Raw genomic sequence first — 13,066 nt, 5'->3', positions numbered from 1 at the left:
ATAGAAATGCCTATTAATCCATACGGTGTTTGGTGTGCAACGGCAGCTCGTGTGACTGCGGAAACCGCGCAAGATGATCCGGATTCTCCACACATCCACTTGTTTTATGAAGACGGGAGCGGCGCGGAATTTCGTGCATCCATCAATGTGAAGTCAAAGAGCGCCATATCTGAGCTTGCGTTTTATCGCTTTGACAACTTCCAGCACCCTATTTTGACAGAGCTGGAAGCGCTTGAAATGGGATGGCATGTGCTTGACAAGCAGCCGGGCGGCGCGGCGCTGGATTATATCCGGGGGAACTTGTTGAACTTTGAAGACGGCATCCTGCTGCCTCATGACATCCCAGGTGCAGAGAATGACCTTCTGGACGTCATGATGCCGCTGTTAACAACCGCCTCAGAGAAGAAATCTAAGATCTATCTGTTTGGCGAACCCTATAGCAATATGAAAGGCATTCACGACGTGCATATGAACCAGGGCAGTGCGGGCAGTTTTGCTCGCTACAACGGGATTTGGCAGGATGGTGGCTTGATCATCCAAGACCCGGATACCAAGCGCTACATGGCGTTATTCTTAGCCTTTGGTTCTCAAGCTATTCATACGGACGAAACGACCGGTAATGCGCTCGAAAATTCTCAACTGGTTGGCGAGCTGCTCGGTCATACGCGACCCGAGCCAGACGACGGCAGCCCGGTTATACCAAGGCCCGACGACGATGATATTATCAAAGACGATCGCCGTGTCGCCATTGTCGGCGCACTCATAAACCCAGAGGGCCCAGAGGGTGAGCCAGACCATACCGGCAGGCCGGAGCTGGTATATTTAATGAACCGCAGTAAGTCCGGAATGTCTCTCAGTGGTTGGAAGTTGTTGAATCGTAACGACGACGCCCACAGTTTGTCGCAAGATATCTGGCTGGAGCCAGGGGAGGTTCGTGCGGTCACCATGGGCAGTGTGCCACTGTCTAACAGCGGCGGGTTAATCACGTTACTCGATCAAAACGATTTGAAAGTGGATGGCGTAAACTACACGGCAGAAGAGGCCAGTAAATCAGGCGAAATCACATTGTTCCGTCGTTAACCCCTGTGTTACGAGAGGTTTTTTTTTCAAATTATTTTTGCCAAATCGGGATGTCTGGCCAGAGTGATGATCACCTGCGTGCTGTCCTATAAGGTGGATATCACCCACGGCCAGAGCTGCCATATTTTAAGTATGATACGAGAATTGATGCCTATTCGTCTTTTTGGCAATCGTCTCGTGACAGCTGATTTTGGTTGATTGAGATCTTATCCATCGGTTGACCGTGTCAGTGCCTCCCATGTCTGAATCTCTTCAGAGAAGGATTGCAGATGTTCTCTCACGAGTGTTAGCGCATCACTGCCTAACAACAAATGCCGCGGAGGCTTTTCAATGTCCAGCAAGGACAGAATTGCTGAAGCGGCTTTTTGAGGATCCCCCAGTTGGTGGCCGTGCTTGGCTTCTCTGGCTTGCCGAATGGGATTAAAGAGTCTGTCGTAGTCTTGGATGCTACGAGGTGTTCTTACCATAGAACGTCCTGCCCAATCGGTACGGAAAGAGCCAGGAGCAATTGACGTTACAGAGATATTAAAAGGTGCCAGTTCTTTGGCGAGTGCATCCGAGATTCCTACCAAGGCAAATTTGCTACCGCAATAGTCGGTAATGCCCGGCATGGTGATGTATCCACCCATGGACGTTATATTAAAAATATTACCCTTGCGGCGCTTTCGCATAAAGGGTAATACGGCTTTTATCATCGATATAGCGCCAAACACATTCACATCGAATTGGTGGCGAATGTCGTCTAAGCTGGATTCTTCTAATATGCCTTCGTGGCCATAGCCGGCATTGTTTATTAACACATCGATGGGGCCAAGTTTGTTGACCATAGATGTGACAACCTCCAATACTCTATTGGTGTCGGTAATATCGAGCAGCTGACCATGGGCTCGATTAGGATCCAAAGACTCAAATACTTCAATATCGTCCGGCTTGCGGACGGTACCGATGACTGTGTGGCCCATTGTCAAAGCTTTTTCCGCGATAGCTTGTCCAAAGCCACTGCTGACACCTGTTATCAAAAGGGTTTTGTTTGGCTGCGTCATATGGGTCTCCAATCTTTTGTTGTGTGCATACTAATGGGTTGTACCCTGGGTTTTCGCGTCATATAGTCTGAAAACATTGCACAAAACTCTGAATGTCTAATGGTGCGCTCGCAAAAGCCAATAATGACAATGAATACATGTGGTGAAAAAACAATATCAAGTCTACTGCTGGATCTGGCGCCTGAAGAGGGATACAACCTCACGTCGCTTCCCAGTGTAAGAGTGCTCCGGTCAAACAGGCCTTTGTCCCGTACACCGGTTCTGTATGACCCTGGAATTGTCATTGTTGGGCAGGGGTGCAAACGGGGATACTTCGGTGATCAGGTTTACCAGTATGATGCCCAGCAGTACCTTGCTGTATCGGCTCCCGTACCATTTACCATGGAGACCGACGCCTCTTTAGACAAGCCATTGTTAGCCATGTATTGTCATTTAGACTTTGCTCTGGCATCTGAGCTGATGTTTCAGATTGATCAACACGGTGGGCCGCCCGATTCGATTTTGCCCAGAAGTATGATGTCCAGCCCAATGAACAAAACGTTAAGCGAATGTGTGCTCCGATTTTTAGGCGTGTTAAGTCAACCGCTTGAGGCGGCTGTGTTGGGGCCGATACTTTTGAAAGAGCTTTATTTTCATTTTTTGACGGGGCAACAAGGTGGGGTTCTGCGTTCAGCGCTTTCCATGCAGGGACATTTTGGTAAGATCAATCAGGTCTTACGATTGATTCACGCTCGATACAATGAGGCGCTTTCCATTGCTGAACTTGCAGAGGCGGTCGCCATGAGCAAGCCAAGCTTTCATCAGCATTTTAAAAGCGTCACAGATCATTCGCCCATTCAGTACATTAAATCTGTTCGACTGCACCAGGCGAGATTGCTGATGGCTCGGCAGAAACTCTCTGCGCTGTCCGCCAGTCAAGCCGTGGGTTACGAAAGCCCTTCTCAGTTTAATCGGGAATTTAAGCGTCTCTTCGGTTTACCCCCGAAAGAAGAGGTTGCGCGCATGCAGATGTATTTTTCGATACCGCCCGGTCATAAAAATGCAGACTTTATATCGTCGCATTGATAGCCCGCTAGACCTTAATCCGCTGAATGGAGTGCATACGAGATACTTATGAAAAACGAAGTCAAAGTTGGCGTTGGTGTATTGATCGTCAGGGACGAATGTGTCTTGCTAGGGGAGCGCATTGGTTCTCATGGCGCCAATACTTGGTCGTTACCTGGAGGTCATTTAGAGTTTGGCGAAACGCTTTTTGATTGCGCCCAGCGGGAAACCCTTGAAGAAACCGGATTAACGATTGAGTCGGTCATAGAAATGGGATTTACCAATGATTTCTTTAAAAGAGAAGACAAGCATTACATAACGCTTTTTGTGAAGGCAGAAGGCATTGCGGGTCAGCCCCAAGTCCTGGAGCCTGAAAAGTGTCTGCATTGGAAGTGGTTTTCTTTTAATGAACTTCCCTCATCGTTATTTCTTCCGCTGGAGAACTTCTTAGAGAAGTATCAGTTTGAGTAAAACTGCAGCAAATACAAGGGAGTCCTTTTACATACAGGTCGTTGATTTTCGTTTTTGCCTTGCTGGGCCTACCTCGAAAACGAAACTCAATCGACTGCTAAATACACTGCTGTAAATATTCTATAAATGCCGTGGTTTTGGCTGGAATAAAACGTCTGGAAGGATAAACCAGCCAAATAGATGATTCGAAATCTGTGCCGGAGATATGAATATTTGGAAATAGATTGACTAGCTGCTCCGATTCCAGCTCTTCTTTAATGCTCCAGTCGGGCAGCAACCCCAACCCCATTTCATTGCAAACACATGCTTTGATTGCAGCGGCGGTCGTTGTGGTCACTATAGGTTTTATAGCAATACTGTCCGTGTGCTTTCCGTTGCGGAATGTCCAAACATGATTAAATTTTCTGTAGCCGAAACTGATCAACGCATGGTTGTTGATGTCATTGGGGTGTTTAATAGGATTGGATTTGGCCAGATAATGTTTATGGGCAACGAGTAAATAGCGAACGTCCAACAGTTTTTTAGCGATTAAGTTGCTGTCCCTTAGGCCACCGTGGCGAATCGCGAGATCAAATTGTTCTTCAATGATGTTTGACTGAGTATCGGCAAGAACAAAATCAATATTAACCCTAGGGTAGAGATTGCAAAACCCTTTTAAGAGCGGCGCCAAAAGCATCTGACCAAAAGATGTTGAGGCGGTTACCTTTAAAGTTCCAAACGGGTCTGCACTTTGGGAGAAAACTTCCTGGCGGGCGAGCTCAAGCTCTTCAATGAGCGCTTCGATTCTATGGAAATAGTGTTCCCCTAGTTGGGTGGGCGCAAGGCTGCGGGTTGTTCGTTGAAAGAGTCGAGCGTTCAGCTGTTCTTCTAAGGTGGCTACCGCGCGAGATACCGATGACGGTGCAATATTGTGCTCTTTGGCGACGGCGGCAAAGCTTCCAGCTTTGTAAACGTCCATAAATAACTTGATCTGATCAAGATTCATTCGTGCGAAATCTGCATTAATCAATTGCGTCGAGTGTAGTTTATTTCGTTCTCTGTTGTAAATAAGGTGTGCTGACTCTATTACAGCTCTTCAGGAGAACACATTATGTCGTCTATTTTACGTTTAGATTCCAGTTCGCGAGGATCAGATTCCCATTCCAAATCTATTGCTGATCTCATTGAGGAGACGCTCTTGTCTCAGCAGGCTGGGAGCCTTGTGCAGCGGCGGGATTTATCCAGAATGGAGATTCCGTTTATTTCAGAAGAGACAATAAGCGGTTTTTATTCATCGAAAGAAAATCTCACGCCTGAGCTTCGCAAAGCGACCGAATTATCCGACCAGCTTATCGCCGAATTGCAGTCGGCTGAGATACTGATTATCAGTGCCCCTATGTATAACTTTTCCATTCCCTCGTGCTTGAAAGCGTGGATTGATCAGATTGTGCGAATCAATGAAACCTTCGGCTTTGATGGCGAACGTTTTCATGGCCTCGTCGGTGTGAAGAGGGCGGTATTGGCGCTTTCCTATGGGGCGACCGGATATACAGAAAGCGGCGGTTTGACTGCTATGAACTTTTTCGAGCCCTATTTACTATCATTGATGTCGTTTCTTGGGATTGAAGAAACACAGGTTTTTCGAATAGAAGGAACCTCCATACTTGAGGCCAGTGAACTGGCGTCGATCAAAAGCGCTCTTCATGATGAGATTATTGCGTCTTTGGGGAGTAAGTAAGGTGTCGCACTCTCTTAATTTCTCTGGAAAAACAGCCCTCGTTATGGGGGCGAGTAAGGGTATCGGTTTTGCTGCTGCTGAATTGCTGTCGTCGCTTGGCGCCACGGTCATTTTAACCGCGCGCACGGAAAGTGAATTATCCCGAGCAAACATGAGTATTGCCGATAAAGGCGGCCATTCATTGTCTTTTGTTTGCGATGTTAGCGACTATTTATCGGTACAATCTGTTGTTGATCAGTCTCTTCTAGAGGTCTCCCGTATAGATTTTCTAATCAATAACGCCGGTGTTATCGATCCACTAGCGTTTTTGATTGACAGTGATCCGGTTGAATGGTCGCTTGCGGCGGACGTCAATTTTAAAGGTGTGTATCATTGTATGCGCGCTGTCGTTCCGCACATGGTCAAAGCCGGTGGCGGCGTGGTCGTCAATCTCAGTTCGGGCGCCGCAAACAGCGCATTGCCTGGATGGAGCCATTACTGCTCGACCAAAGCAGCGGCAAAGAAGTTGACGGAAGTTGCTCACAATGAGCTTCGAGACAAAAATATTCGGGTTATAGGTCTATCACCGGGAACCGTTGCGACAGATATGATGGCAAAGATACGAGACGCCAAAATAAATGCCGTGAGTGATCTCGACTGGTCGAGCCATATTCCGGCGTCTTGGGTTGCCGAAGCGATAGCGTTTTTATGTGGACCAGAAGGCGGCGAATTTGCTGGAACCGACTTTTCACTTAAAACCGAGGAGGGGAGGCGTCGAGTGGGGATTCCGGTGTCGACGTCGCCGTAATCGTTTTTGTATGCCGGAAATAGGTTAATTCCCAGTAACCTGTCGACTAGGGTAGCCGAAATAAGGGGTTTTTATGGTGATACTCAGAAGAATGCGAGAAGACGAATTTCCGGCATACAGCGAATACTTTATTGATGACTATGGTCAGGATATTGCGGAAAACTACGGCCAGCCCATTGAGGTAGCTTTGGCGTTGGCGAAAAAGGATTTGGACTCTTTTTTCCCCAAGGGGCCAGACAGCAGCGAGCACTCGTTACTTTGTATCGATACCCTTCTAGAGAATCAACAAACTCTGATTGGCTACTTATGGCATTGCATCAGTGCCACCGAAGCATCAACGTTTATTTATGACTTCACTGTTTTTCCAGAGTACAGAAATTCTGGGTTTGGGCGACAAGCGATGTCAGAATTGGAAAAGCAGCTTTTCGCTGAGGGAATTAATCAAATCAAGCTCAGAGTTGCCTACCACAATGAGCGGGCGCTAAAGCTGTATAAAGAAATTGGTTTTTCTATCACGGGGTTTAATATGTCAAAATCGATATCAGCCCAATCATTGTAAACCCCTGACGCTCGTCCATGGGCTCAGGTCTGCTATTAGATCATTATGTGGAAAAAACCTAGTATTTTAGCTGTAGCATTTATCTGCTCTCCCGCGTTTTTGGGGGTGATGTTTCTAACATCTCCTGCGTTGGCGGAGAACTCAGATGATCTTATTAAGGCGGTAAAAAATGCGGCGTTTAGTATTGATGCGCGCGTGGGTTTCGCTGCCTACGATACTTCGACAGGTCGGCGCTGGGAATATCATGCGGATCAACGGTTTCCCATGACCAGCACGTTTAAAACACTTGCCTGTGCGGCTTTGCTTCACCGGGTCGACGAAGGGAAGGAGAATCTGGAGCGAACCTTGACGTTTTCCAAGTCTGACCTTGTGACCTATTCACCCGTTACGGAAACCTATGCTGGTATTCGATCGATGTCACTGGCGGAGCTCTGTCAGGCTGCGTTAACGATGAGCGACAATACGGCTGCGAACATTATTTTAAAGGCAATGGGTGGCCCAGTCGCTGTTACATCCTTTACCAGGCTTCTGGGGGATGATGTAACGCGTCTTGATCGCTGGGAGACAGCGCTCAACGAGGCGATTCCTGGCGATAAACGGGACACGACCACACCCAATGCCATGGTTCAAAATCTCAATGCCTTGCTTTTTGGTAATTTGCTGTCTGAGGGCTCGAAACATCAGCTCAAGGCTTGGCTCGAGGGTAATCAAGTGGCGGGAGCGCTTTTCCGATCAGTAATGCCCGAGGGGTGGGTTATCGCTGATAGAACCGGGGCGGGTGGCTTTGGCGCCCGCTCGATCACGGCAATCATATGGCCTCCGGAGCAAGAACCAATGCTTGTTGCCTTGTATTTTGCGGATACCGAAGCGACGCTCGATGATCGAAATCACGCGATTGCTATGATTGGAAAGGCTGTCGTACTCGCACTTAAACCCGCTCTTTAATGTTAAATCTTCGGATAACTGAGAGAGGCTCTAAAGAGGTTGACGATGCAGTAGCCACAAGTTAAATATGTTATAGGTGAAACTCAAAATCTCCTCGTGATTTCGAGTTGGTTGATAACGATACAATGATTTAACTATGAGCAGTATAAAGAACCCTCAGGAAAAGAAACGTTTAAATTACGATAAAGATCGACGTAACTGCTATGGCGAAAATGATAAAGGGAGCCGAAAAAGTATTCGTCGTAACAAGAAAATTAATTCCCGATCGTTTCGGACTCCTTCCCATCAACTTTCGCGTCTCGCGAACCAATCATTTGTAGAAGATTTCTCTCTGGAAGTAGAGGCTGACGTAGTCTCCAGTGAGAAGCTTATCCGTCGTAAAGGTTTCAAAAAAGTTCCCGATTGCTCCCTTCGTAGTCATGTTGGTAATAAACAGGAGTTGCGCAAAAAAAGAAGTGGCAGAAGAGCGGCGAATAAAGGTAACTCACCAAAATAATGCATAAGACGGTTGATAATCCTGCAGGTCTATAAAGTCCGAACTACACTATGTAGCTCACACCCTAGCGAATCTTGTCTATTCTCTTTATTAAGTGCGCGCTTATTTCGTCATCTGTTTTCAATACCTATAGAAAATTGAGCCCTGATCAAACGATTGAAATTGTATTGAGGTTACATAGGCCTTATTTGGGTTAACCGTTTTTATGCTCAGTGGTTTCCGTTTAAGTAGACATACGGAAGTACTGTGGGCTGTTATCCATACCAGTCTGAGGTTGAGTTTTCATTTCACTTTGAGAGACAATGCTGTTTTCTCGCGTGAATAAAGGATTAGGTGTGAAACGGAAACCGATTCATTGGCCAAGTATTTTTTTATATTGCATTGGCGCTTTCTCCTTGGTCACAGGCTTTTTAGTTCGTGAGCTTCCTACGATTTTGATCGGTATCGCGATGGTCTGTCTTGCGGAAGTGTCGAAAGAAACTGTGTCGGCGGAGTATCCATTACGGTTGTTTTCCGGGGCAGAGCCGGAAAACAAGCTGAGTCAAAAAGGCAAGGTGTGCGGTTATGCGTTTATCGTCTTTCTGCTCCTCAGTTTTTTGCTGCCGATTCTATGATCGGCAGATGTGATGATCGGCGCAAGTCTAGAATCTCGAGCAACCTGTGCTCGAGATCAGCGTCAAAGCGCGCATAAGAAACGTTTATTTTGACGCGTTACGGCGCAGGTGTGCCCAGAGTACATCAATAAACGATGCGCCCAAGCGTTTCGATCGCTCCGGTGACCAGCCCTGTAACGTGTCTGGGGTATCGGCCGTATCCTTAAACGGCATTTCAAGGGTCATCGCCAAGCAGCCAAAGGTGTGGCCAATGTAGTTAGAACACATGGAGAGGTTGGCGGTGCCGGGAGCATTGGCCGGATAGCCGTGTGTGGTCTGAAAATCTGGGTTAATCGCCTGATAATCTTCGCGGAAGGCATTCAACTCGGCATCGCGCTCCGGCGTCCAATCGGGAATGCCATGGGTGCCCGCGATAAAGTTATAGGGCAGCGCTTCGTCACCGTGGACATCCAGGCTGAAGGCAACGCCGGTCTTGTGCATACGCTCGCGCACCATAAACACTTCTGGACTGGTTTCCATGGTCGTGTTTTGCCATTCGCGATTCAAGTTGGCGCCTACCGCGTTGGTCCGTAGGTGCCCGCGACGACTGCCATCGGGATTCATATTCGGTACGACATAAAACCGCGCTTGCTTGAGAAGGGCCTTGCAAACGGCGTCATCTTCGTCGAGCAACCGGTCGAGAAAGCCCTCCATCCACCATTCGGCCATGGATTCACCAGGATGCTGACGCGCGATTACCCAGACGGGTAGTCTTTCCGAGTCGGTATCGCCGATGGTCAATAAATCCAAGTCCTGCCCGTCGAGGGTTTCGCCCAGTACCTCGAGGCTAGCCAATGGAGAGGATTGAGCTGACGCGACAAGGTCTGCGTGCCGCTCCATCGGATAGGGGGCAAAATAGGCGTAGTACACGCTATTGTGTAAGGGCTTGTGTTCTATGCTGAGCGCGCCGTTAGTGTAGTTGGTGGCGACACGAAACCAGAACTCTCGATCATAGGAGGCGACCGCTTGATAGCCTTCCCAGCCGCCCGGGTAGGCGGAATCCGCAGCATTTTCTATTACAAAACGGCAGTCGATATCGCGCACGCCACTGGCGCGAAAATGGAACCACTGATAGAAGTCAGAATTATGGTCTTTGCGAATCGACAAGCGCACATTCGATGGCTCTGTACAGTCATGGCATTCGATATTACCGCTGTCAAAACCCGTGGAGATTTTCATGGTGGCGTCCTAAGCAGAAAAGTGCCTGACGATACAAGCCTTACGAACGGCTGACAAGGCTCAACGACAGTCCACGCTCACGCCCGGCTAATGACCACCGCCGCATTGACTCCACCGAACCCCAAACCATTGCAAAGCGCGTGTTGTACCGGCGCTGAGCGTGACTGTTTTGGCACCAAGTCGAGGTCGTTGATGCTTTCATCGGGGGCTTGCAGGTTGAGGGTGGGGGGCAGGCAACCTTCGCGCACCGCCATCGCTGAGAATATGCTCTCGACCCCACCCGCAGCACCGAGCAGATGTCCGGTTGCGGACTTGGTTGATGAGATCGGAATACTTGCAAGTGCGTCACCAAAGACCTTTCTTAAAGAGGTGATTTCGGCTTTGTCGCCTACCGGTGTCGATGTCGCATGGGCGTTAATGTAGTTGACATCGCTCGCTGAAAGTCCCGCCATTGCCAGCGCACTGCTCATGGCCGCAGCGCCCCCTGAGCCGTCTTCCGCGCCAGAGGTAATATGAAACGCATCTGCACTGGTGCCATAGCCGCTGAGCACGGCCAGCGGTGTCGCACCTCGTTCTGTCGCGTGATCGAGGGTTTCAATAACCAGTAAGCCGGCGCCTTCGCCCATAACGAAACCATCGCGAGATTGATCAAACGGTCGTGAGGCCTCTGTCGGTGCATCATTGCGGGTTGATAGGGCTTTCATGGCATTAAAACTGGCCAGGGCAAGTGGATCGACACACGCCTCTGTGCCGCCAACCAAGGCGACCTTTGCCTCACCGCTGCGGATTATCCGCATGCCGTCGCCGATCGCTTGAATGCCCGCCGCACAGGCCGTGACGGGGCAGCCTAGGGGGCCTTTAAAGCCATATCGAATAGAGAGCTGGCCAGCCGCCATATTGGCGAGAAACGCCGGTGCCGTGAACGGCGAAATGCGTTTGTGACCGCGCTGAAGCAAGGTGCTGTGCGACTGTGTGATCGTCGGGAAACCACCGATACCGGTGGCGATGATGGTGGCCGTGGCGCGTTGTGCGGCTTCTTCGTCAGGCTTCCAGTTGGCTTGCGTAAGGGCTTCTTCGGCGGCTGCCATGGCATAGAGCGTAAACAGGTCCAGCTTGCGCCGCTCTTTGCGATCGACGATGTTATCTGGATCGAAACCCGCGTCTGCATCCGTATCGATTGATGGCACCAGGCCCGCGATCTGTATCGGAAAGCTGCTGTCGTCGAAGCGGTCTTGCGTGCGGATCCCACTTTGACTCTCAATCAAGCGCCGCCAAACGGCATTGACACCGCACCCAAGTGGGCTGATCAGTCCCATTCCTGTAATAACGATAGGCGATTGCATAGTGAGTTGCTCCGGGCTATTTCAGCGTGCATCCTAGCGCTCGGCATAATATGATCAAGATAGTATTTTCCGGCTCTATTTCGACAATCGCTATGCCGTACTCCAAAGACCGTAAAGCTCAGTCACAGCAGAAAATTATCGACTCCGCACGGGATCTTTTCCTCCGCAAGGGCTTCGACAAGGTGTCGATCAGCCAGATCATGAAGCTGGCGCGGATGACACATGGCGCGTTCTACGCCCATTTCGAATCGAAGGAAGCGCTGTTCAGTGCCTCCTTTCTTGATACGCTCCAAGATGTGCGCCGACCGCGCCTTGCCAAAGCGCCGTTTACGGTGAAGCATTTGATGTCCTTGATTACCGATTATCTCAATTTGCGCGAGTTGAGCGGCCAGCCGAAACCCGGGCCGGAGACGGTGCTGATTAATGAAATCGGCAGCAGTAATCTACAGATTCGTGAGCTGTATGAGACGTCCTATTTCTCCATGAAAAAGATGATTGAAAAACGCATCACGGCGTTGAGTCGACTCAAAAAATTGGCGATAGACGCCAAGGATAAACAGACGATTGCCGACAAGGCCCGCGTTATCGTGACGACCTTGGTCGGCGCAGTAGCGATTGCCAAAAGCCTTCATCATGAAGACGAGCAGCGCGAAATTCTGGCCAGTGCTCAACGCCAGATTTTAGCAACGCTCGGCGCCAATGAAGGGGAGTTTGAGAAGGCTGTTTTCGTTAGATAATTGCCTCTGTCGGGTTCGATCAGCTTGGCGCGATCCAGTCCAGAGAAGGATCTCCAAATAACCTCTTTAATGTTTTCTGTTATGCGGGATTTCCGTTCACGTTATGCACATAGTGTTTGAACAGTTGATAAAACCTTTCTACGTAGGCGGGTTTATTGCTTTGGTAGCGGTGAAGAAAATAAAATTTCCAGGGGCGGCCGGAGTAAGTTGGCAGGATGTGAACGAGACGTCCATCTTCAATCCTAGGTCGAGAGATAAACTCAGGTAGCAGCGCGATGCCCATATCGGCGAGCGTCATCTCCACCAACGTCGGGAGATTATTTGTTGATAATGTGTTCTCAACCGATACGGTTTCTTTTGAACGGTTTTCTCTGTCTACGAGAAGAAGTTTATCCTTATGCCAACTGCTTGATATGTATCGATGACGGCTTAAATCAGTCGGTGAGCTTGGTGTCCCGTGGCGCTGAAGGTAATTGGCGGTCGCACAAAAGAGATCTCTGACTTCGCCAATCAATTGTGCTTTATAGTTGCTGTCTTTGAGGTTGCCGCCAAAAATAGCAGCATCCAATTGATGCTGAATCAGATCTTTCCATCGCCCGGTGACCATCAATTCGGGCTCAATGAATGGATATTCTAAGCAGAACTGACGGAGTGTGGGTACGATAACATTGCGTTCAAAAAAGGGTGGGACCGATATTCTAAATTTGCCGCTGGGTTGCTCTTTCACTGCTTTAATGTCGTTTATCGCATAAGCCAATTGTTCGCTTAACAGTTCACTTCTTGCGAGCAATGCTTCCCCTATTTGTGTGAGCACCACTCCCCGAGTATTACGTGCCAGCAGTTGCATGCCTAACTCGCTTTCCAGTCGTTTAATTTGTTGGCTAATTGCCGATTTACTTAAAGACAGCTTTTTTGCTGCAGCTGTAAAGGAGCGCAGTTTTGCGACCTCAGCAAAGATCAGCAGTAGGGGAGCCAGTTTTACGGTGTTCATAAATATAAACAGTTAGTTAAA

15 protein-coding genes are annotated in these 13,066 nt (G+C 48.9%); 10 read left to right on the top strand and 5 right to left on the bottom strand.

Features of this window, described 5'->3' with window-relative positions:
* The first annotated feature begins 6 nt into the window (after window positions 1–6).
* Window positions 7–1,080, top strand: a complete 1,074-nt coding sequence (locus ACXAFR_RS01150; protein WP_475170962.1) for a DUF2278 family protein — start codon at window positions 7–9, stop codon at window positions 1,078–1,080.
* Between the two features lie 206 nt (window positions 1,081–1,286).
* Here the strand turns inward: ACXAFR_RS01150 and ACXAFR_RS01145 are convergent, their stop codons facing one another.
* Window positions 1,287–2,123, bottom strand: a complete 837-nt coding sequence (locus tag ACXAFR_RS01145; RefSeq protein WP_475170960.1) for an oxidoreductase — start codon at window positions 2,121–2,123, stop codon at window positions 1,287–1,289.
* 123 nt (window positions 2,124–2,246) lie between these two features.
* Here ACXAFR_RS01145 and ACXAFR_RS01140 point away from each other — a divergent pair, with 123 nt between their 5' ends.
* Both ACXAFR_RS01140 and ACXAFR_RS01135 read left to right on the top strand, forming a co-directional pair.
* A complete protein-coding gene (locus ACXAFR_RS01140) occupies window positions 2,247–3,188 on the top strand; it encodes an AraC family transcriptional regulator (RefSeq protein ID WP_475170958.1) in 942 nt (313 codons plus the stop codon).
* Between the two features lie 48 nt (window positions 3,189–3,236).
* Window positions 3,237–3,638: a nucleotide triphosphate diphosphatase NUDT15 gene (locus ACXAFR_RS01135; protein WP_475170955.1), complete on the top strand. Its 402-nt coding sequence runs from the start codon at window positions 3,237–3,239 to the stop codon at window positions 3,636–3,638.
* Window positions 3,639–3,735: 97 nt separating this feature from the next.
* On the opposite strand, the gene ACXAFR_RS01130 is transcribed toward ACXAFR_RS01135, so the two are convergent.
* Window positions 3,736–4,623: a LysR family transcriptional regulator gene (locus tag ACXAFR_RS01130; protein ID WP_475170953.1), complete on the bottom strand. Its 888-nt coding sequence runs from the start codon at window positions 4,621–4,623 to the stop codon at window positions 3,736–3,738.
* A gap of 105 nt (window positions 4,624–4,728) precedes the next feature.
* Here ACXAFR_RS01130 and ACXAFR_RS01125 point away from each other — a divergent pair, with 105 nt between their 5' ends.
* The 6 genes from ACXAFR_RS01125 (at window position 4,729) to ACXAFR_RS01100 (ending at window position 8,756) form a co-directional block, all read left to right on the top strand.
* Window positions 4,729–5,355, top strand: coding sequence for an FMN-dependent NADH-azoreductase (locus ACXAFR_RS01125; RefSeq protein ID WP_475170951.1), 627 nt, complete (start codon window positions 4,729–4,731; stop codon window positions 5,353–5,355).
* 1 nt (window position 5,356) lies between these two features.
* Window positions 5,357–6,142 carry an SDR family oxidoreductase gene (locus tag ACXAFR_RS01120; RefSeq protein ID WP_475170944.1) on the top strand — a complete coding sequence of 262 codons (786 nt, stop codon included), beginning with the start codon at window positions 5,357–5,359 and terminating at the stop codon, window positions 6,140–6,142.
* A 73-nt stretch (window positions 6,143–6,215) separates the two neighbouring features.
* The gene (locus ACXAFR_RS01115) at window positions 6,216–6,701 is read left to right on the top strand and encodes a GNAT family N-acetyltransferase (protein ID WP_475170938.1); all 486 of its coding nucleotides are present in this window, start codon (window positions 6,216–6,218) and stop codon (window positions 6,699–6,701) included.
* Window positions 6,702–6,746: 45 nt separating this feature from the next.
* Window positions 6,747–7,646: a class A beta-lactamase gene (gene bla, locus ACXAFR_RS01110; protein ID WP_475170932.1), complete on the top strand. Its 900-nt coding sequence runs from the start codon at window positions 6,747–6,749 to the stop codon at window positions 7,644–7,646.
* A 136-nt stretch (window positions 7,647–7,782) separates the two neighbouring features.
* On the top strand, window positions 7,783–8,142 hold the full coding sequence (locus tag ACXAFR_RS01105) for a hypothetical protein (RefSeq protein WP_475170927.1): 360 nt from the start codon (window positions 7,783–7,785) through the stop codon (window positions 8,140–8,142).
* A gap of 335 nt (window positions 8,143–8,477) precedes the next feature.
* Window positions 8,478–8,756, top strand: coding sequence for a hypothetical protein (locus ACXAFR_RS01100; protein ID WP_475170922.1), 279 nt, complete (start codon window positions 8,478–8,480; stop codon window positions 8,754–8,756).
* 84 nt (window positions 8,757–8,840) lie between these two features.
* Here the strand turns inward: ACXAFR_RS01100 and ACXAFR_RS01095 are convergent, their stop codons facing one another.
* Window positions 8,841–9,974, bottom strand: a complete 1,134-nt coding sequence (locus tag ACXAFR_RS01095; protein WP_475170916.1) for a M14 family metallopeptidase — start codon at window positions 9,972–9,974, stop codon at window positions 8,841–8,843.
* 77 nt (window positions 9,975–10,051) lie between these two features.
* The gene (gene fabF, locus ACXAFR_RS01090) at window positions 10,052–11,317 is read right to left on the bottom strand and encodes a beta-ketoacyl-ACP synthase II (RefSeq protein WP_475170912.1); all 1,266 of its coding nucleotides are present in this window, start codon (window positions 11,315–11,317) and stop codon (window positions 10,052–10,054) included.
* A gap of 50 nt (window positions 11,318–11,367) precedes the next feature.
* On the opposite strand from fabF, the gene ACXAFR_RS01085 reads away from it, so the two are divergent.
* Complete coding sequence (locus ACXAFR_RS01085; RefSeq protein WP_475170909.1) at window positions 11,368–12,054, top strand: TetR/AcrR family transcriptional regulator; 687 nt, start codon at window positions 11,368–11,370, stop codon at window positions 12,052–12,054.
* Between the two features lie 79 nt (window positions 12,055–12,133).
* Here the strand turns inward: ACXAFR_RS01085 and ACXAFR_RS01080 are convergent, their stop codons facing one another.
* The gene (locus tag ACXAFR_RS01080) at window positions 12,134–13,045 is read right to left on the bottom strand and encodes a LysR family transcriptional regulator (protein WP_475170906.1); all 912 of its coding nucleotides are present in this window, start codon (window positions 13,043–13,045) and stop codon (window positions 12,134–12,136) included.
* Window positions 13,046–13,066 lie beyond the last annotated feature (21 nt).

The sequence above is a fragment of the Pseudomaricurvus sp. ABR4_320 genome (assembly GCF_056159445.1).
This window is presented reverse-complemented; position numbering and strand designations above follow the sequence as displayed.

Excerpts from the sequence above, each read along its gene's own strand:
- ACXAFR_RS01150 (WP_475170962.1), top strand. The coding sequence starts at position 7 with ATGCCTATTAATCCATACGGTGTTTGGTGTGCAACGGCAGCTCGTGTG.
- ACXAFR_RS01145 (WP_475170960.1), bottom strand. The coding sequence starts at position 2,123 with ATGACGCAGCCAAACAAAACCCTTTTGATAACAGGTGTCAGCAGTGGC.
- ACXAFR_RS01140 (WP_475170958.1), top strand. The coding sequence starts at position 2,247 with ATGACAATGAATACATGTGGTGAAAAAACAATATCAAGTCTACTGCTG.
- ACXAFR_RS01135 (WP_475170955.1), top strand. The coding sequence starts at position 3,237 with ATGAAAAACGAAGTCAAAGTTGGCGTTGGTGTATTGATCGTCAGGGAC.
- ACXAFR_RS01130 (WP_475170953.1), bottom strand. The coding sequence starts at position 4,623 with ATGAATCTTGATCAGATCAAGTTATTTATGGACGTTTACAAAGCTGGA.
- ACXAFR_RS01125 (WP_475170951.1), top strand. The coding sequence starts at position 4,729 with ATGTCGTCTATTTTACGTTTAGATTCCAGTTCGCGAGGATCAGATTCC.
- ACXAFR_RS01115 (WP_475170938.1), top strand. The coding sequence starts at position 6,216 with ATGGTGATACTCAGAAGAATGCGAGAAGACGAATTTCCGGCATACAGC.
- bla (WP_475170932.1), top strand. The coding sequence starts at position 6,747 with ATGTGGAAAAAACCTAGTATTTTAGCTGTAGCATTTATCTGCTCTCCC.
- ACXAFR_RS01105 (WP_475170927.1), top strand. The coding sequence starts at position 7,783 with ATGAGCAGTATAAAGAACCCTCAGGAAAAGAAACGTTTAAATTACGAT.
- ACXAFR_RS01095 (WP_475170916.1), bottom strand. The coding sequence starts at position 9,974 with ATGAAAATCTCCACGGGTTTTGACAGCGGTAATATCGAATGCCATGAC.
- fabF (WP_475170912.1), bottom strand. The coding sequence starts at position 11,317 with ATGCAATCGCCTATCGTTATTACAGGAATGGGACTGATCAGCCCACTT.
- ACXAFR_RS01085 (WP_475170909.1), top strand. The coding sequence starts at position 11,368 with ATGATCAAGATAGTATTTTCCGGCTCTATTTCGACAATCGCTATGCCG.
- ACXAFR_RS01080 (WP_475170906.1), bottom strand. The coding sequence starts at position 13,045 with ATGAACACCGTAAAACTGGCTCCCCTACTGCTGATCTTTGCTGAGGTC.